This is a genomic window from Spiribacter sp. SSL99 (assembly GCF_009805925.1).
GTDB classification, from domain to species: Bacteria; Pseudomonadota; Gammaproteobacteria; order Nitrococcales; family Nitrococcaceae; genus Spiribacter; species Spiribacter roseus.
In genome coordinates this window covers 199,637-217,646 of sequence record NZ_MAOM01000015.1, presented here as the reverse complement: position 1 = coordinate 217,646, position 18,010 = coordinate 199,637, and the positions used below count along the sequence as shown (strand labels likewise).

General features: G+C 66.7%; 15 protein-coding genes and 3 tRNA genes. 5 read left to right on the top strand and 13 right to left on the bottom strand.

Annotated features, from left to right (window positions below):
* Nucleotides 1-41: 41 nt before the first annotated feature.
* Nucleotides 42-1,952 (top strand): propionyl-CoA synthetase, encoded by a 1,911-nt coding sequence (locus BA899_RS04710; RefSeq protein WP_159299906.1) that lies wholly within the window; start codon nucleotides 42-44, stop codon nucleotides 1,950-1,952.
* A 40-nt stretch (nucleotides 1,953-1,992) separates the two neighbouring features.
* On the opposite strand, the gene folM is transcribed toward BA899_RS04710, so the two are convergent.
* The 6 genes from folM to uvrC all read right to left on the bottom strand — a co-directional run bounded on the left by folM (nucleotide 1,993) and on the right by uvrC (nucleotide 5,455).
* Nucleotides 1,993-2,700, bottom strand: coding sequence for a dihydromonapterin reductase (gene folM, locus BA899_RS04705; protein ID WP_159299905.1), 708 nt, complete (start codon nucleotides 2,698-2,700; stop codon nucleotides 1,993-1,995).
* Between the two features lie 22 nt (nucleotides 2,701-2,722).
* Nucleotides 2,723-2,807, bottom strand: a tRNA-Leu gene (locus tag BA899_RS04700).
* A 7-nt stretch (nucleotides 2,808-2,814) separates the two neighbouring features.
* Nucleotides 2,815-2,888 (bottom strand) — tRNA-Cys (locus BA899_RS04695).
* A 39-nt stretch (nucleotides 2,889-2,927) separates the two neighbouring features.
* Nucleotides 2,928-3,003 (bottom strand) — tRNA-Gly (locus BA899_RS04690).
* Nucleotides 3,004-3,040: 37 nt separating this feature from the next.
* Complete coding sequence (gene pgsA, locus BA899_RS04685; protein ID WP_159299904.1) at nucleotides 3,041-3,607, bottom strand: CDP-diacylglycerol--glycerol-3-phosphate 3-phosphatidyltransferase; 567 nt, start codon at nucleotides 3,605-3,607, stop codon at nucleotides 3,041-3,043.
* 27 nt (nucleotides 3,608-3,634) lie between these two features.
* Nucleotides 3,635-5,455 (bottom strand): excinuclease ABC subunit UvrC, encoded by a 1,821-nt coding sequence (uvrC, locus tag BA899_RS04680; protein ID WP_159299903.1) that lies wholly within the window; start codon nucleotides 5,453-5,455, stop codon nucleotides 3,635-3,637.
* A 48-nt stretch (nucleotides 5,456-5,503) separates the two neighbouring features.
* Between uvrC and BA899_RS04675 the strand changes: the two genes are divergently transcribed.
* On the top strand, nucleotides 5,504-6,337 hold the full coding sequence (locus BA899_RS04675; protein ID WP_235013295.1) for a dihydrofolate reductase family protein: 834 nt from the start codon (nucleotides 5,504-5,506) through the stop codon (nucleotides 6,335-6,337).
* Here the strand turns inward: BA899_RS04675 and BA899_RS04670 are convergent.
* Entirely contained in the window at nucleotides 6,334-7,728 is a 1,395-nt protein-coding gene (locus BA899_RS04670) for an aspartate ammonia-lyase (RefSeq protein ID WP_159299902.1), read from the bottom strand. The genes BA899_RS04675 and BA899_RS04670 overlap by 4 nt on opposite strands.
* Nucleotides 7,729-7,784: 56 nt before the next feature.
* Here BA899_RS04670 and purB point away from each other — a divergent pair, with 56 nt between their 5' ends.
* A complete protein-coding gene (purB, locus tag BA899_RS04665) occupies nucleotides 7,785-9,167 on the top strand; it encodes an adenylosuccinate lyase (protein ID WP_159299901.1) in 1,383 nt (460 codons plus the stop codon).
* Here the strand turns inward: purB and BA899_RS04660 are convergent.
* The 4 genes from BA899_RS04660 to cysM are packed head-to-tail and all read right to left on the bottom strand — an operon-like array spanning nucleotide 9,091 to nucleotide 12,752.
* Nucleotides 9,091-9,732 carry an NUDIX domain-containing protein gene (locus tag BA899_RS04660; RefSeq protein ID WP_144347422.1) on the bottom strand — a complete coding sequence of 214 codons (642 nt, stop codon included), beginning with the start codon at nucleotides 9,730-9,732 and terminating at the stop codon, nucleotides 9,091-9,093. The genes purB and BA899_RS04660 overlap by 77 nt on opposite strands.
* 22 nt (nucleotides 9,733-9,754) lie before the next feature.
* On the bottom strand, nucleotides 9,755-11,086 hold the full coding sequence (rlmD, locus tag BA899_RS04655; protein WP_159299921.1) for a 23S rRNA (uracil(1939)-C(5))-methyltransferase RlmD: 1,332 nt from the start codon (nucleotides 11,084-11,086) through the stop codon (nucleotides 9,755-9,757).
* Between the two features lie 5 nt (nucleotides 11,087-11,091).
* Nucleotides 11,092-11,862: a 3'-5' exonuclease gene (locus BA899_RS04650; protein WP_159299900.1), complete on the bottom strand. Its 771-nt coding sequence runs from the start codon at nucleotides 11,860-11,862 to the stop codon at nucleotides 11,092-11,094.
* A complete protein-coding gene (gene cysM, locus BA899_RS04645) occupies nucleotides 11,859-12,752 on the bottom strand; it encodes a cysteine synthase CysM (protein ID WP_110883451.1) in 894 nt (297 codons plus the stop codon). Before cysM ends, BA899_RS04650 begins: the two co-directional genes overlap by 4 nt.
* Nucleotides 12,753-12,782: 30 nt before the next feature.
* Between cysM and tsaA the strand changes: the two genes are divergently transcribed.
* Complete coding sequence (tsaA, locus tag BA899_RS04640) at nucleotides 12,783-13,484, top strand: tRNA (N6-threonylcarbamoyladenosine(37)-N6)-methyltransferase TrmO (RefSeq protein WP_159299899.1); 702 nt, start codon at nucleotides 12,783-12,785, stop codon at nucleotides 13,482-13,484.
* On the opposite strand, the gene BA899_RS04635 is transcribed toward tsaA, so the two are convergent.
* Together BA899_RS04635 and BA899_RS04630 are read right to left on the bottom strand one after the other, a co-directional pair.
* On the bottom strand, nucleotides 13,481-15,481 hold the full coding sequence (locus BA899_RS04635) for a CocE/NonD family hydrolase (RefSeq protein ID WP_159299898.1): 2,001 nt from the start codon (nucleotides 15,479-15,481) through the stop codon (nucleotides 13,481-13,483). The two genes, tsaA and BA899_RS04635, sit on opposite strands and share 4 nt — an antisense overlap.
* Nucleotides 15,478-17,397: a mechanosensitive ion channel domain-containing protein gene (locus BA899_RS04630; protein WP_159299897.1), complete on the bottom strand. Its 1,920-nt coding sequence runs from the start codon at nucleotides 17,395-17,397 to the stop codon at nucleotides 15,478-15,480. Before BA899_RS04630 ends, BA899_RS04635 begins: the two co-directional genes overlap by 4 nt.
* Before the next feature lie 145 nt (nucleotides 17,398-17,542).
* Between BA899_RS04630 and BA899_RS04625 the strand changes: the two genes are divergently transcribed.
* Nucleotides 17,543-17,911 (top strand): phasin family protein, encoded by a 369-nt coding sequence (locus tag BA899_RS04625; protein ID WP_110883447.1) that lies wholly within the window; start codon nucleotides 17,543-17,545, stop codon nucleotides 17,909-17,911.
* Nucleotides 17,912-18,010: the final 99 nt, after the last annotated feature.

Below are 18,010 nucleotides of genomic sequence, written 5' to 3'. Positions count from 1 at the left end.
CACACCGCGCCGCGACAATAATAATCCGGGAGGAGAGTCCCATGAATTACGCAGCGATTTATCAGCGCTCCATCGATGACCCCGCCGGTTTCTGGCGCGATCAGGCCGCCGAGCTCGACTGGTACCGGTTTCCCGAGACCATCCTCGGCCGCGACGAAGCGGGCCACGACCGCTGGTTTACCGACGGCGAGCTTAACCTGTCGCATCTGGCCCTCGACCATCACATTGAACAGGGTCGCGGCGGGCAGACGGCGGTCATCTACGACTCCCCCGTCACCGGTCAAAAACGGGCCATCAGCTATCACGAACTGCGTGACGAAGTGGCCCGGCTGGCGGGCGGGTTGCGGGACCTGGGAGTCGTGAAGGGCGATCGCGTGGTCATCTACATGCCCATGGTGCCGGAGGCCGTGGTGGCCATGCTGGCCTGCGCCCGCCTGGGGGCCATCCACTCCGTGGTGTTCGGCGGTTTTCAGCCCCATGAACTGGCGGTGCGCATTGACGACGCCAGGCCACGCGTTTTGATCACCGCGAGCTGCGGCATCGAGGTCAACCGCGTGTTGCCGTACAAACCGCTGGTCGAGACCGCGCTGGATGAGACGCAGTACCCGCCCGCCACCACCGTGGTCCTGCAGCGCCCGGAATGCACGGCCACCCTGGCGGAGGAGAGCGGCGTGACCCGCGAGGTGGACTGGCACGAGCTGACCCAGGCGGCCACCCCGGCCGATCCAGTGCCGGTCGAGGCGACTCACCCGCTCTACATCCTCTACACCTCGGGGACCACCGGCAAACCCAAGGGCGTCGTCCGCGATACCGGCGGTTATGCCGTGGCGCTCAATTTCAGCATGCAGGCGATCTATGACCTCGACCCCGGGGATGTGTTCTGGACCGCCTCGGATGTCGGCTGGGTCGTGGGGCACTCCTACATCGTCTACGCACCGCTCATCCGTGGCTGCACCACCATCGTCTACGAGGGCAAACCGGTTAAGACGCCGGATGCCGGCGCCTTCTGGCGGGTGCTCGCCGAGCACCGCGTCAAGGCGTTTTTCACCGCCCCCACCGCCTTTCGCGCCGTGCGCAAGGAAGACCCGGAGGCGGCGTTGATGGCGGGGCACGACCTCAGCGCCCTGGAGCGGATCTACCTCGCCGGCGAGCGGCTGGATCCCCCGACCTATGGCTGGATCAAGTCCATCACCCAGCGCCCGGTGATCGATCACTGGTGGCAGACCGAGACGGGCTGGGCCATCGCCGCCAATCCCATGGGCATCGAACCACACCCCGAGAAAAGCGGCTCCGCGGCCCTGCCCGTGCCGGGTTATCAGGTGGAGATCCTGGATGGTGATGGCGTGGCGCAACCCCCGGGCCAGCAGGGCAGCATCGCCCTCAAACTGCCCCTGCCGCCCGGGTGTCTGCCAACGCTGTGGGCCGATGACGAGCGCTTCCGCCGCTCATACCTGCAGGCCTTACCCGGCTACTACGACACCGCCGATGGCGGCTACATCGACGAGGCGGGTTATCTGTTCGTCATGGGGCGGATGGACGATGTCATCAACGTCGCCGGCCATCGACTCTCGACCGGCGAGATGGAGGAGATGATCGGCGATCATCCGGCCGTCGCCGAATGCGCCGTCGTGGGCGTGGCGGATGCCCTGAAAGGGGAGATGCCCATGGGGTTCGTGGTGCTCAAATCAGGCGAGACCATTGATCCAGCGCGGCTGGAGAAAGAACTCATGGCAATGATCCGCACCCGGATTGGCGCCATTGCCTCGCTGCAGGCCGTCGCTGTGGTCGACAAACTGCCGAAGACCCGATCGGGCAAGATCCTGCGCAAGTCCATCCGGCAGCTCACCCGCGACGCGGATGTCGCGGTACCGGCGACCATCGAGGATCCGACAAGCCTCGATGCAATCCGTGAGGCGCTGGCGGCGGTCGGAGTCGGCACGCAAACCGATTAGACCAACGCCGGACGCCAGCACGATCGCGGGGGCGGCCCACTCAGACCAGGTTCCGCCCCCCATCAAGGCCGATGCGCCGGCCGGTGATGTATGGATTATCCAGCAGAAACTGCAGGGTCTGCACCGCCGCCGTCTCGCCCGGGGCGATTCCCAGCAGCGATTTCTTCAGGGTCTTTTCGCGGTACGCTTCGCTGTCGCCCTCGTTGAACATGATCAGCGAGGGGGCGATGCTGTTGACCTTGACCGCGGGTGACAGCAGCCGGGCAAAGGACAGGGTCAGATTGTCCAGCGCGGCTTTGCTGGCGGCATAGGCGATGTGCTTGGCACTGCCCTTTTCCACCACATAGTCGGTCATATGGACGATATCGGTGGGGGTGTCGCTGTTCTCAAGCAGATCCCGGCAGGCCAGGTTGATGCGGTAGGGCGTCGTGCTGTGGATCTGCATCATGGCCGCCATGACATCCGCCGGATCCGTATCCGGGCTCTCCGGAAGCCAGTCCGAGGCATTGTGGATGATTGCCCGCAGCGTGGGGGTCTGCGCCCTGAGGGTATCAATGAACGCGTCGACGCCGGCGTTACTCGCGAAGTCGGCGTGGACGCACGTCGCGCCGGCCTGCACCAGGTCATCCACCGCGGGTCGATGGGTGCGATAGGTGGCGATGACCGGGACGTCGCGCTCCAGACAGTGCTTCGCGAACGCAAGCCCGATACGCTGACTGGCACCGGTGATGAGGATGGGCGCGGTCATTGCATGCTCCGGCTGATGGAGATGGTGCCCGGAGTGGGACTCGAACCCACACGGCCAAAGCCCCGGGATTTTAAGTCCCGTGCGTCTACCAGTTCCGCCATCCGGGCGGATAGATGGAGGCTAGGGCCGGAATCGAACCGGCGTTCACGGCTTTGCAGGCCGCTGCATCACCATTCTGCCACCTAGCCATAAAAAACCCCGACCGTGACCGGTCGGGGTTCCCTGTTTGGAGCGGGAAACGAGATTCGAACTCGCGACCCCAACCTTGGCAAGGTTGTGCTCTACCAGCTGAGCTATTCCCGCGTCACAGCCCGTTATTCTAGTCAGGGCGCTGTATGTGTCAACCCTGCTCGACCCGGTCGAGGGTCCGCAGCGCCGCCGACAGATAAAGCACCATTGAGTACAGCGTAAGCCCGGCGGCGGCATAGAGCATCACAAGCCCCACCGGCCAGGTGGGGATGCCCTCGATCTGATGGCGATAGAGCAGGAACACGATGGCGATCATCTGCAGCGCCGTCTTGACCTTGCCGGTCATGCCCACCGCCACGCTGGCGCGGTGGCCCAGCTCGGCCATCCACTCGCGCAGCGCCGATACGGCGATCTCGCGGCCGATGATGACCGCCACGGGGATGGCCACAAGGGCGGTGGGCGACTCGACGAGCACGATGATCAGCGCGATCGCCACGATCAGCTTATCGGCCACCGGGTCCAGGAACGCGCCAAACGGCGATGCCTGGTTCCAGCGCCGCGCCAGAAAGCCATCCAGCCAGTCGGTCACGCTGGCAAGGGCGAACACGAAGGCGGCCGCGCCGTTGGACCAGGGGGCCGGCAGCAGGAACAGCAGACCCAGTACCGGGATCATGACGATCCGCAGCCAGGTCAGGATATTGGGGAGCGTCATTTCCATGATTGCGAGCCTACCATCGCCTGATTGTCAGCCATTCAAATGCCCGTGGATCCGCTCCGCCAGCGCGGTGCTGATGCCCTGCACGCGACTCAGATCCTCGACCCCCGCGCGCTTGATGCCCTTCAGCCCGCCGAACTGCTTCATCAGCGCCTGGCGCCGCTTCGCGCCCAGTCCCGGGATTTCCTCCAGACTGGACTGCTGACGCGACTTGCCACGCCGGTTGCGATGCCCGGTGATGGCAAACCGATGGGCCTCGTCGCGGACCTGCTGGAGAAGATGCAGTCCCGGTGACTCGGGTGCAAGCCGGATCTCATCCGAGCGGCCCGACACCAGCAGCACTTCCTCGCCGGGCTTACGGCGTGCCCCCTTGGAGATCCCCACCGCCAGGACGCCCTCGATCTCGAGCGCCTCGAGGACCGCCTCGGCCTGCCGGAGCTGGCCCAGACCACCGTCGATCAGCAGCACATCGGGCGCGGTGCCCTCGCCGTCGCGCAGGCGCTGAAAGCGACGGGTCAGCGCCTGGTGCATGGCGGCGTAGTCGTCACCGTCGGTGATGCCGTCGATGTTGAAGCGTCGATAGTCGTCCTTGATCGGCCCTTCGCGCCCCATGACCACGCACGACGCCACGGTGGCCTCGCCGCGGGTATGACTGATGTCAAAGCACTCGATGCGCTCGGGGATCGCCTCGAGCGACAGCGCCTGCTGGATATCGTCAAAGCGCCGCTCCATCAGCGCCTCGCCGCTCATGCGGGCACTCAGGGCGTGATCGGCGTTGCGCTGTGCCATCTCCATCCAGCGCCGCCGCTCGCCGCGCAGCCGGGCACTGATCCGCACCCGATGGCCGGCATCATGGCTCATCGCTTCTTCGAGCACCTCGCCGTCTTCAAGCTCATGGCTGACCAGCAGTTCCGCCGGCGGCGACTGACCCAGATAGTGCCGCGCGATGAATCCATAGAGGATTTCCTCTGGTCCCGTCTCGGGGGGTACGCGCGGAAAATACGTCTGATTACCCAGATTCTGACCGTCACGGATGACGAAGACCTGGACACAGGCCAGGTTTTCGCGCAGCCGGCAGGCGATCACGTCGACATCACCGCGCGCCCCCGAGACGTACTGGCGCTCCTGGATACGCCGCAGGCTGGTGATGCGGTCGCGCAACCGCGCCGCCTGTTCAAAATCCTGATCCTCGGCCGCCGCCTCCATGCGGCGGACCAGCTCGTCGACCACCTCGTTGCTCTGCCCCGAGAGGAACATCTCGACGTGGCGGACATCCTTCGCATAGTCCGTCTCGCTGATATAGCCCACGCAGGGCGCCGTACAGCGGCCGATCTGGTACTGCAGGCAGGGCCGCGTGCGATGCCGGTAGAAGCTGTCACGGCACTGCCGCACCGGGAAAACCTTCTGCAGGTGGTTGAGGGTCTCGCGCACCGCGCCGGAGGACGGAAACGGGCCAAAATAGCGCCCCTCGCCGCGGCGCTGGCCGCGGTGGAAACCCAGACGCGGGAAGTCCTGCTGGGTCGAGAGGTAAATGAACGGATAGGTCTTGTCGTCACGCAGCAGGACGTTGTAGCGCGGCCGATGCTCCTTGATCAGGTTGTTCTCAAGGATGAGCGCCTCGGCCTCGGTGTGCGTGACGGTCACCTGAAGGTCGGCCACCTGCCCCACCAGGGCCTGGGTCTTGGCATTGTGCGCGCCCTTGCGGAAGTAACTGCTCACGCGGCGCTTGAGGTTGCGGGCCTTGCCCACGTAAATCACCGTCCCCGCGTCATCGAACATGCGATAGACGCCGGGCGCCGTTGGCAGGGTCTTGAGGACCGGATCCGGGTCGAAGGGCTTGGTCTGGCTCATGCCCCCATTCTAGCGCGCCTGAAAGCTTTGCCGTATCGTTCGGCGGGCATGAATGGACCCATCACTGCCTGTTACCCCGACCCCGGCGCGACGCGCCCGCTCACCGGCCTCTACCTGTACCATGCGCTGCCCGACCGCGGTCGTCATGGGCCGTTCATCTACGCCAACTACATCGCAAGCCTGGATGGGCGCATCAGCGTCCCCGCAGACACAGGCGGCCAGGGGGTGCCGGAGAGCATCGCCAATGCCCGGGACTGGCGGTTGTTCCAGGAGCTCGCCGGGCAGGCGGACCTGCTGCTGAGCTCGGGCCGATATCTGCGCGACCTCGAGGCCGGCACCGCCCAGGACAGCCTGCCCATCGGCATCGATGACGCATTCAGCGACATCCGCGCCTGGCGCGTTCGCCACGGGCTGGCTCCGCAGCCGGACGTCGCGGTACTCAGCGCCGGACTCGATTTTGCCGTTCCGAGGCGTCTGCTCGACCAGGGCCGACGGGTGATTGTGATCACCGGCGAATCCGTGCCTGACAGCCGCGTGCAGGCCCATGAGCGGGCCGGCACTGAAGTGATCGTCCTGCCCGAGGTCGAGCACCCGGGCGGCGCCGCGCTGGTCACCGCCCTCCAGGCACTGGCCTATCGGCGCATTTACACCGTGGCCGGCCCGTTCGTCCTGCATACCCTGCTGAGCGCGAATCTTCTCGACTCGCTATTCCTGACCACCGTGCATCGGCTGATCGGCGGCCAGCCGTTCGCGAGCCTCTGCGAGGGCGATCTGCTGGCCGAGACCGGCGATTTCCAGTTGGCGTCGATGCACCTCGACGCCCACGGCCCCGGCGGCTGCACGCAGACGTTCAGCCGCTACGACAGGTCGCCCGGCCCTTAATCCGCGCCCGGGATGCCCCCGGCGGTCAATGCCCGGGGATCGAGCAGCCGCTCGAGCTCATCGTCGGAGAGATCCGTCATCTCCCGGGCAAGGTCCATCAGCGGTCGGCCCTCGGCATAGGCGCGCTTGGCGATCTTCGCACCCAGTTCATAACCAATCTCGGTGTTCAGCGCCGTCACCAGGATCGGGTTGCGGCCGAGCGCCGCTTCAAGCCGCTCGCGATTGACACTGAATCCGGCCACCGCCCGATCCGCCAGCGCGGTGGACGCATTGGCCAGCAGCGAGATGCTCTCGAGCAGATTATGGGCCACCACCGGCAGCATCACATTGAGCTGGAAATTCCCCGACTGGCCGGCAACGGTGATGGTGGTATCGTTACCGATCACCTGGGCGCAGACCTGCGCGACCGCTTCCGGGATCACCGGATTGACCTTGCCCGGCATGATGCTGCTGCCCGGCTGCAGCGCCGGCAGGGCGATCTCGCCCAGTCCCGCCAGCGGCCCGGAGTTCATCCAGCGCAGGTCGTTGCTGATCTTCATCAGGCTGACGGCCACGGTCTTGAGCTGCCCGGAGAGCTCCACGGCGGCGTCCTGGGTGCTCAGGCCCTCGAACCGGTTGGGCGTGGGGTAAAAGCTGACGCCGCTACGCTCGGTGAGCGCCGCCGCCACCGCATCGGCAAACTCCGGGCGGGCGTTGATGCCCGTGCCCACCGCTGTGCCGCCCTGGGCCAGGGCACGCACCCGTTCCATCGCCGAACGGATCCGCACCTCACCCTGACGGATCTGAAACGCCCAGCCGCCGATCGACTGGCCGAGTGTCACCGGCATGGCGTCCATGAGATGCGTGCGGCCGGTGGTGGTCACGTCATTGAGGTCTTCGGCGCGGCGCTCAAGGGTCGCGGCCAGGTGATCCAGCGCCGGCAGCAGCTCCTCGGCACAGGCCAGGGTGGCGGCGACGTGAATGGCGGTGGGGATCACGTCATTGCTGCTCTGGCTCATGTTGACGTGATCGTTGGGGTGCACGGGCGAGCCCAGTGACTCGGTGGCGAGGCGCGCGATCACCTCGTTGGCGTTCATGTTGCTGCTGGTCCCGGAACCGGTCTGGAACACATCCACCGGGAACTGGGCGTCGTGTTCGCCCTCGGCAACGCGCTCCGCGGCCTGGGTGATGGCCCCGGCGATGGCCGCATCAAGATCCCCCAGGGACTGGTTGGCCTGTGCGGTCGAGGCCTTGACCCGCCCCAGCGCCTGGATGAACCGCCGCGGCATGGGCAGCCCGCTGATGGCGAAGTTATCGACGGCCCGCTGGGTCTGGGCGCCATAAAGGGCCTCGGCGGGCACCTGCAGCTCGCCCATGCTGTCCGATTCGGTCCGAAATCCCTGCTCACTCATCATCGTCTCTCCGGTTCTTGTAAACTATATGCTCAATTTCAAGCGCGTTGGAGCCCATGGAACTCAGTCAGCTTACCGCCATTTCCCCCATCGACGGTCGCTATGGCCGCAAGACGCAGGCCCTGCGCTCGCTGGTCAGTGAGTATGGGTTGATCCGCCATCGCGTGCTGGTCGAAGTCGAATGGCTCAAGGCGCTCGCCGCCGAGGATGCCATCGCCGAGGTGCCGCCCCTGTCGGACAGCGCGGCGCGGGCGCTGACCCGCATCGCCACGGATTTCGACGAAGCGGATGCCGAACGGGTCAAGGCCATCGAGGCCACCACCAACCACGACGTCAAGGCGGTGGAGTACTTCATCAAGACCGCCATGGCCGGGCATGCGGAGCTGGCTCCGATCACCGAGTTCGTGCATTTCGCCTGTACATCCGAGGACATCAACAACCTGGCCTACGCGCTCATGCTGCGTCGTGCGCGCAATGATGTATTGCTGCCGGATGCGGATCAAATCATCCAGCGTCTGCGCGCGCTCGCCCACGAGCACGCCGATGTGGCGATGCTGGCCCGCACCCATGGTCAGCCCGCCTCGCCAACCACCCTCGGCAAGGAATTCGCCAACGTCGCCGCCCGCCTCCAGCGCCAGCGCGACCAGCTGGCGGCGGTGCCGATCCTCGGCAAGATCAACGGCGCGGTGGGCAACTTCAACGCCCACCTGAGCGCCTACCCGACGGTGGATTGGCCCCGTTTTTCAAAGCATTACGTCGAAAACCTGGGACTGGACTACAACGCCTACACGACCCAAATCGAACCCCACGACGGCATCGCCGAGCTGTTCGACACACTGGCGCGGTTCAACACGGTGGGCATCGATCTGGTGCGCGATCTGTGGGGCTATATCGCCTTCGGCTATTTCCGCCAGCGCACCGTCGAGGGCGAGATCGGCTCATCGACCATGCCGCACAAGGTCAACCCCATCGACTTCGAGAACGCCGAGGGCAACTACGGCGTCGCCAACGCCCTGCTCGAGCATCTCGCCCGCAAGCTGCCGGTGTCGCGCTGGCAGCGGGACCTGACCGACTCCACGGTGCTGCGCAACGTCGGCGTGGGGCTTGCCCAGACGGGCGTCGCCAATGCCTCGTTGATCCGTGGCCTGGACAAGATCGCGGTCAACCACGCGCGCATCGCCGCCGATCTGGACGATAACTGGGAGGTGCTCGCCGAGGCGATCCAGACGGTGATGCGGCGCTACGGGATCGACGAGCCCTACGAAAAGCTCAAGGCCCTGACCCGCGGCAAGCGCGTGGACAGCGCCGCCCTGCAGGCGTTCGTCGACGAGCTGGCACTGCCTGAGGCCGTGCGCGACGACCTCAGGGCGTTGACGCCGGCCCGTTATACGGGGCTCGCGGCATCGCTTGCCAGCGATCTCGGACAACCGCGCGATTGAGCGCAAGCCACTGCAGGGCAATGATCGGCATGGCGGCGGTGAGCGCGCCGCTGTCGAGCATGGCAATCGCCTCGTCCGCCGGCACCACATGGACCCGGATGTCCTCGCCCTCGTCGGGATGGCCATGGCCTTCGCGGCGCAGATCGCGGCTGTCCACCGGCGCACAGTAGACCCGGGCCGTCTGGGAACTGCCCCCGGGGCTGACCAGATAGTGGGCGATGGGCATCAGCTCGCCCAGGGCGCAGTCCGCCTCCTCGCGGGTCTCCCGGTGGGCGACATCCTCGTCCCGTTCGCCCGGCTCGATGATGCCGGCGATGGTCTCGAGCACCCAGGGGCCAAACCCCGTCTCGAGGGCGCCGACCCGGAACTGCTCGACCAGCACCACCTGATCGAGCCACGGGTCATAGGGCAGGACGGCGACGGCGTTGCCCCGTTCAAGGCGCTCACGCACCAGGACCTCGCTCTGCCCGCCGGCGAACAGGGCATGGCGCAGGGTGAAGCGGCTCACCTGAAAGAACCCGTCATGGACGGTCTCGCGGGCGATGATTTCGTAGTCTCGGGGCATGACGATGGCTCCAGGACGGGGGTCAGCGGCTGAAAACCGCCATTGCCTCGGCGTGGCCGGTATGCGGGAACATGTCCATCAGCCCGGCCGCCTCAAGCCGATAGCCATAGCGGTGCACCAGTTCACCGGCATCGCGGGCAAGGGTCGACGGCCCGCAGGATACGTAGACGATGCGCGACGGGCCGAGCGCGTCCAGGCTGGGCAGCACTTCGAGCGCGCCCGAGCGGGGCGGATCAAGCAGGGCCCGATCAATGCCCTCGCCCAGCCAGTCGGCATCCGGCGGGATCCGGGTCAGGTCGGTGGCGGCGAAGCGCGCATTATCAATGCCGTTGATCGCGGCGTTCTCACGGCCCCGCTCGACCAGCGGCTCATCGCCCTCGACACCGATCACCGCCGCAGCATTCTGGGCGATGGGCAGGGTGAAGTTGCCCAACCCGCAGAACAGATCCAGCACCCGGCTGTCCGGCTCGAGGGCGAGCTGCTCGATGGCCTGCGGGACCATCTGTCGGTTGATCGCGGCGTTGATCTGCGTGAAGTCGGTGGGCGCAAAGGCGAACCGCAGATCGAATTCCGGCAGCCGGTATTCAAGTCGTGACTGATCATGTCCCAGCGGCGCCACGGTGGACTCATTGCCGGGCTGCTCAAAGATCAGCACATCGTGGGCGTTGCCAAACGCGATCAGCGCTTCGCGGTCTTCCGGCGTCAGGGCGCGCAGGTTGCGGAACACCAGCCCCACCGCCTCATCACCGGCGGCCACTTCGATCTGGGCAATGCGATCGGGCATGCTCAGTGCCCGGACCAACTGCGCCAGTGCGGGGATCAGGGGGCCGACCCGCACATCCAGAACATGGCAGGATTCAATGTCGGCGACAAACGGGCTGAAGCGCTCCCGAAACCCCACCAGCACCCGGTCGCCCTTGCGCGGTACATACTTCACCCCCAGCCGGGCCCGCCGTCGATAGCCGGCAGTGGGTCCGGTGAGCGGTGGCAGCCAGCGCGCCGGCGACACCCGACCGGTGTGCTCGAGCAGCTCAGCGAGGGTGCATTCCTTATGCCGGACCTGGGCGGCGGGATCCATATGCTGCAGGCTGCAGCCGCCGCAGACGCCGAAGAACTCGCACGGCGGGGTCACGCGATCGGCCGCCGGCGTGCCGACCACCGAGACGGCCTGACCTTCCTGCTGGCGGCGGCGCTGACGGCGGATATCGGCCGTGACCCGCTCGCCGGGCAGTGCGCCCTGGATGAACGCGGTCCGACCGTCGTTGACACCGATGCCGCGCCCCTCGTGGCTGATGCGATCGATATCCAGCTCGACCGGGGTCTGGGGCAAGCGTCGGCCGCGTCGTCCTCCCATGCCGGTCAGCCCGTCCACGCGTTGAGAAACTGCTCAAGATGGGGCTTCTCGGCCTCGGTCAGCGCCTCGCGGACGCGGGCACATTCACGATCGTGATCAGTCTCATCAAGCTCACCACGCAGGCGCCGGAATCGCAGCCAGAGCAGGTAGGTATTCAGCACATCGTGCTCGCAGTAATCCCGCACGGCGGCGAAGTGGCCGGCATCGATCTGGTGGCGCACATCCGCGCCGCTCATCCCGAGTTTGCCGGGCAGTCCGCAGAGCGTGGCGACCTGATCCAGTGGCGCCACCGCCCGCCCCGAATAGCCGGCCAGCACATCCATCAGATCGGTGTGCCGATCGTGAAACCGGTTGTGGTAGTTGTTGAAGCGAAAGTCGCGGTCGGTGGCCCCCGTCTCCCAGTAGCGCGGCGCGCTCAGGCCGTGCATCAGCGCCCGGTAGTGCAGGACCGGCAGATCGAACCCGCTGCCATTCCAGCTGATCAGACGTGGCACATAGCGCTCGATGCCATCGAAGAACCGGTCGATCAGGCGCGCCTCATCATCGCCACCCTCGCCCAGCGAGAACACCGTGAACCGGTCACCGATCAGCGCCGCCACCGAGATCACCACCACGCGGTGCAGCGGCAGGCGCAGAAAATCCGAACCGGTCTCTTCGCGGCGCATGGCGAGCAGCGCCTCGGCGGCATCGTGGTCATCCAGCCCGTCCAGACCGTGCAGGCGACGGCCACCGGCCACATCCGGCACGGTCTCGATATCAAAGGCGAAGACGTTCATTGATCGGGGAACACGCCGCTCGACAGATAGCGGTCACCGCGATCGCAGACAATACTCACGATGGTCGCGTTCTCGACCTCTTGCGCGATCTGGAGCGCGGCCCACAGGGTGCCACCACTGGAAATCCCCGCGAAGATCCCTTCCTCGGCGGCCAGGCGGCGGGTCATCGTCTCGGCCTCGTCCTGCGCCACCTCGACCACCCGATCGACGCGGTGTGACTCGAAGATCGCCGGCAGATACGCCTCGGGCCATTTGCGGATGCCGGGGATGCTCGCCCCCTCGCGGGGCTGGGCGCCGACGATCTGTACACCGGGGTTCTGCTCCTTGAGATACCGCGATACCCCCATGGTCGTGCCGGTCGTGCCCATGGAGGCCACGAAATGGGTCACCGCGCCGCCGGTGTCACGCCACACCTCGGGGCCGGTGCCATTGTAGTGAGCGCCCCAGTTATCGGGGTTGGAGAACTGATCAAGGACCCGGCCCTTGCCCTCGGCCTGCATGCGCAGCGCCACGTCGCGGGCGCCCTCCATGCCCTCGGCCTGGGTGACCAGCACCAGTTCGGCCCCGTAGGCACGCATCGAGGCGCGCCGCTCGACGGTCATGTTCTCGGGCATGATCAGCACCATGCGATAGCCCTTGACCGCCGCCGCCATGGCCAGCGCGATGCCGGTGTTGCCGCTGGTGGCCTCGATCAGGGTATCGCCGGGGCGGATCTCGCCCCGCCGCTCAGCCTGGGTGATCATGTTCATGGCCGGCCGGTCCTTGACCGAGCCGGCCGGGTTATTGCCCTCGAGCTTGAGCAGCACCGTGTTCGAACCGGTATCCGCAAGCCGCTGGAGGCGCACCAGCGGGGTGTTACCGACGCATTGATCAACGCTTGGATATGTCATGCCCGGATTGTAACGCAGTATCCTTGCCGCATGGATATCCACCCCATCGCCTATCTGCGCAGTGATTTCGAGGGCCGCTTCGGCACGCCGCGTCAGCCCGGTCTGGTCCCCGCCGCGCGCGCCGAGCTGCGCCTCGAGCCGCCTTACAACGACGCCAGCGCGCTGCGCGGCCTCGAGACCTGCTCGCATTGCTGGCTGGTGTTCGGCTTCCATGCCATCCGCCCGGGGCCCTGGCGACCGACGGTCCGCCCTCCCCGACTGGGCGGCAATCAACGCCTTGGGGTGTTCGCGACGCGCTCGCCGTTTCGGCCCAACGGACTGGGTCTGTCGCTGGCACGCATCGAGGCATTGCTGACACCGCCCGGCACAGGCCTCGCCCTGCGCGGCTGTGATCTGATGGACGGCACCCCGATTTTTGATATCAAGCCCTACCTGCCCGCCATCGAGTCACGGCCCGACGCCCGACCGCCGGCGGGTCTGGGCGAGACGGGCCCGGGCTTGCCGGTGGAATGGGAGGCCGAGGCGCAGGCGGCGCTGGCGAACGCCCCGGCGCACCTCGGTGCGCTGATCGAGCAGACCCTGGCGGCGGATCCGCGACCGGCCTACCACCAGCGGCGCGGGCGCGGCCGCTATGGCATGCGCCTGTCAGGCCACGAAGTGCGCTGGACGGTGATGGACGCCTGCGCGCGGGTGATCGCCATCACGCCGCTTGAGGACAGCGGGCGCGATTAGCCGTTGCGACGCGGAATCCGCCGCTGCCAGTTGCGCGAGAACACCCGGCGGTCCGACTCCCAGGCATCCAGCTCGGCGCTCAGATAAAAGGCCTCGGCGTCGGCCTCGAGCCGGGTGCGGGTGCGCGTGGCGACCTGCCAGTCACCGCGGCCGAGCTGAAAGTCGGCCACCACCTCGCCACTGACCTGGGCCGGATCGCCGGCCACCTGGTGATAGACCTCGCGGGTCGCGTCACTCAGGGTCAGATCGACGTCCTCCAACGTGCGCGTGCCGTTGTCCTGGATCACCTCGAGGCTCGCCGCGTTACCGCCCAGTTCGTGATGCACCCGCCAGGCGTGCGTGGGCGCGACCCGCTGGACGGCGCGCAGGGGGGAATAGTCGGGCGCCGCTGGGAACACCGGCGAATGGTCCGGGCCGGTCGGCGCCCGCACCGGCAGCTCGAGGCCCGTCGCGGCGGGATCGATCGAGAGCGGGCCGGCCTCGGGCTCGGGCCAGACGAGCGGCCAGTAGGCCGTCGACAGCGCCATCTGCAGCCGATGACCGACGGCGAACCGGTGGCCGAGGTGGTTCAGCGGCACACTCACGTCATAGTCACTGCCCGCCACCAGGTCCTGCGGCCGATCGTGGCCCTCGCGGTGACGCAGGTTGAGCACCCCATAGCTCACCCGGGTGGTCGCGCCATCCGGCGCCGTGTCACAGAGCCGCACGATGATCTGGCCGCATGGCTGTTCGGCGCGCAGGCGGATCCGCAGCCGGGGCGCGCCCAGCAGCTCCAGTGGCGCCTCCAGCGGCTCGGTCTCAAACACCAGCCCGCCGCTCATCTCCTTGCGCTGATCATCGGGTAGGTCCGGTCCATCGGCGTAGCTGCACCATTTGCCCGCGAACAGCCCCAACCCCAGCGGCGAGTCGAGGCGCAGGCCCTCGGCGCTGTCGTCGGCGGGTGTCTGCGCCAGCGATCCGTCGCCGTGGGGGTGGAGCGTGCGGACCTGCACCGCGGGTGTCGGCCACTGCGCCTCGGCCACCCAGCGCCCGGGGCGCTCGCCATAGGCCGTCGCCGGCGGGTCGGCATCCTGGATCCAGGCGCGCAGCCGCGGCGCCTCATCGACGCCGTTGCGCTCGCCTTTCAGCCAGCGATCCCACCAGTCCGTGACCAGCGACTGAAACCCGATCGCCGGGCCGGGCTCGCCGAGGTGCGGATAGCGATGACTCCAGGGGCCGACGATGCCCTGACACGGCACTTCGAGATTGGCCAGCAGACGGAACACGGCATTCGTATAACCATCCGCCCAGCCACTCACCGCCAGCACCGGGCAGCGGATCGCCGCATAGTCTTCGCACACCGAGCCATGCCGCCAGTAATCATCGCGCTGCGGGTGTTCGAGCCACTCCATCAGCCAGGGCGCATTGGCCTCGAGCCGTTGCTGCCAGATCGATCGCCACGCCTGCCCCCTTAGCTGAGGATCCGGCGGCAGGCTGTTGAACGCGAACATCACCGATGACCAGGACAGATTGTCACTCAGCAGGCACCCGCCCATGGTGTGAATGTCATCGGCGTAGCGGTCATCGGTGGAGCAGACGGTAATCACCGCCTTGAGCGCGGGCGGCTGCATGGCGGCGATCTGCAGACCGTTGAACCCTCCCCAGGAGATGCCGATCATCCCCACCCCGCCGTCACACCAGGCCTGGGCGGCGAGCCACTCGATGAGCGCATAGCCATCCTCGAGCTCACGGGCCAGATACTCGTTTTCGAGCACGCCACCGGACTCGCCACTGCCACGGATGTCCACCCGCACGCTGGCATAGCCCCGTTCGGCCAGCCAGCGATGCAGCGTCTCATCACGAGGGCGGGTGTGATCGCGCTTGCGGTAGGGGATGGTCTCGAGGACCGCCGGTACGGGTTGCGCATCGGCGCTCAGCGGCCGCCAGATCCGGGCCGAGAGCGTGACCCCGTCACTCATCGGGATTCGCACATCCTCGTCGATACGAATGTCGGTCATTGCTCGCCCGCCCCGAAGTAAACCGTGCGGTGTGGATAGGGAATCTCGATGCCGGCAGCGTCGAATTGTTCTTTCACACACCGGTTGTAGGCCCGACCCACGGCATACTGCATGCCCGCGGTGGTCCGGATGCGCACGCGGATCAGCACGGCGCTGTCCGCCAGCGCGCTGACTCCGTCGACTTCCAGCGGGCCGGTCACCTCGGCGCCGATCTCCGGCATTGCCTGGAGCCGGGCGTAGGCGCTATGCAGCGCATCGATGGCATCGCCGACGCTCTCACGATAAGCCATCCCGTACTCACCGAGGTGATAGCCGAAGTCGCGGGTGTAGTTGGAAACGGTATCCACCGAGGAAAATGGCACTACATGCAGGACGCCTGAGAGGTCGCGCAACCCGAGCGAGCGGATGCTGAGCCGCTCCACCGTGCCGCTGATCCCCGCGGCGGTCACGAAGTCGTCCTGATGGATCGCGTCCTCGAGCTGGATGAACACGCCGGTGATGATGTCCTGGACGAGCTTCTGCGCGCCAAACCCGATGGCCAGACCGATGACGCCAGCGCCGGCGAGCAGTGGGCCGATATCAATACCGATTTCTGAGAGCGCCACCATCCCCGCGAGCACCAGAATGGCAATGGCCACGGCATTGCGGAACAGCGCCAGCAGCGTCTTCTCGCGGGCACCCGGCTCGCCGGTCCCGGTATCGGGATTGAGCCGATCCTCGATCCAGCTGGCCGCGATCAGCCAGCCACTGACCGCAAGGATGCCGATGGCGAGTAGTGCGACGATGGAGTGGATCAGCGTCTGACCGCCGGTTGTGCCCAGCCAGTCACCGACCTCGGCGACCCCCCAGATATCCAGCAGTGATCCCACCAGCGCGGCCACCAGAAGCCAGTGGATGACACCCACGAACCGCGGCACCCAGGCATCGATCCGCCCGGCGAGCATGGGCAGGCGCGCCCGCAGGCGCTGGGGCAGATAGCGCCCGACCCGGCGCAGGCTCGCGAGTGACGTGCCGATGAAGCCGGCCGCCAGAATGATCAGCAGGCTCAGCCCACTGGCCTGGCTGACAAAGATCAGCGCGCTGGCGGGCCCGGTGACGATCAGCACGGCATAGGCGGTGACGAAAGCGCCGGCGAGCCCATGCCAGATGCCGGCCAACGGCCCTAGCACCGGGCCATAGAAACTGCCCGGGTGATGGGCGGCGCGACCCAGCATCCACTGCTGCACCGGCCGGCGGGCCGCCCGGATCACCTTGAGCACGCCCAGCAGGACGATCACGGTGATGATGGCCTGCGCCAGCCCGGCCAGCGCCGGGGCGACGCTGGCGAGCGTCGGTGTCACCCAGAGCAGGCCATAGATGGCGACCTGAACCAGGCGCGAGAGCTGTGCCTCCCAGCGCCGGGCCGCGGCATCGGCGACCGGCAGTAGACGCGCCGCGCTGGCCCGGGGTTCAAGAAAGGCATTCACCACCAGGCGCAGCGACTCGGCGATCACGAACGCCAGCACAAACCGCCCGGCAATGGCGGATGCCTCGGGGCCGGTGGCGATGCCCAGGACGATGGCGGCATAGCCGACGGCGGCCACCAGCGCTACTTTGATGCCATGCAGGCCGATCACCAGCGCGATCACCACCAGGCGCCGCAGCGGACCCAGCCCCGGGGCGGCCCGCTGTTGCCAGTCCGCCAGCCGCTCAATCAGCGCCCCGCCACGATCACGGATCAGGCGCCTGACCACCAGCATCAGAACAACAAGCAGCGCGATGCGGCCCGCCGCGATGGCATTCTCCGGCGTCGCCGCCGCGACCATCGCGGCGGGCATCGCGGACAGCTCCGCGGCAAGCTGTACGGCCCACGCCGTCACCGCCTCCCGCGCCCCCGCGATCCAGTCCAGCAGCCCGAAACGGTTGACACTCAGCATTGATAGTTCCTTTGATGGCAATGCCCGCACAATAACAAACGTCGTTGCGAAAATTTTTGTTGCAATGCACCAAAGGCATTGCTATATTGCACTGCAACAAGGCCAGAATGCCTTGGATTGAAACGGCAACCAGAGGAACGACACCATGGCGAACGACAACTTTGACAAGATGAACGACCAGGCCGAGAAGCTTTTCATGGGCCCGACCCGTGACTACGCCAAGCTGGCCATGGACTATGCCGAGAAGATGATCGACGCGCAGATGGAAGCGGCGAAGACCTACACCGACATCGGTATGCAGCAGGCCCGCGCGGCCCTCGAGGTCAAGGACACCGAGGCGCTCAAGACCTATGCTGAAGAGCAGCAGAAGGTCGCCCGTGAGATGACCGAGCGCGCCAAAAATGATGCCGAGAAAGTGGCCGCGATGAACCAGGACTTCGTCAACGAGGCCCGCAAGCTCGTCGAGACCAACGTCAAGTCGGCGTCCGAGGCGGCCACCAAGTCGACCAAATAAGGTCGAGCGCCGTCACTACGGATCAAAAGGCCGTCGGTGCGGAACCGGCGGCCTTTTTCTGTGTCGACGTGCCAGCAATAGCGCGTAAGACACGATACC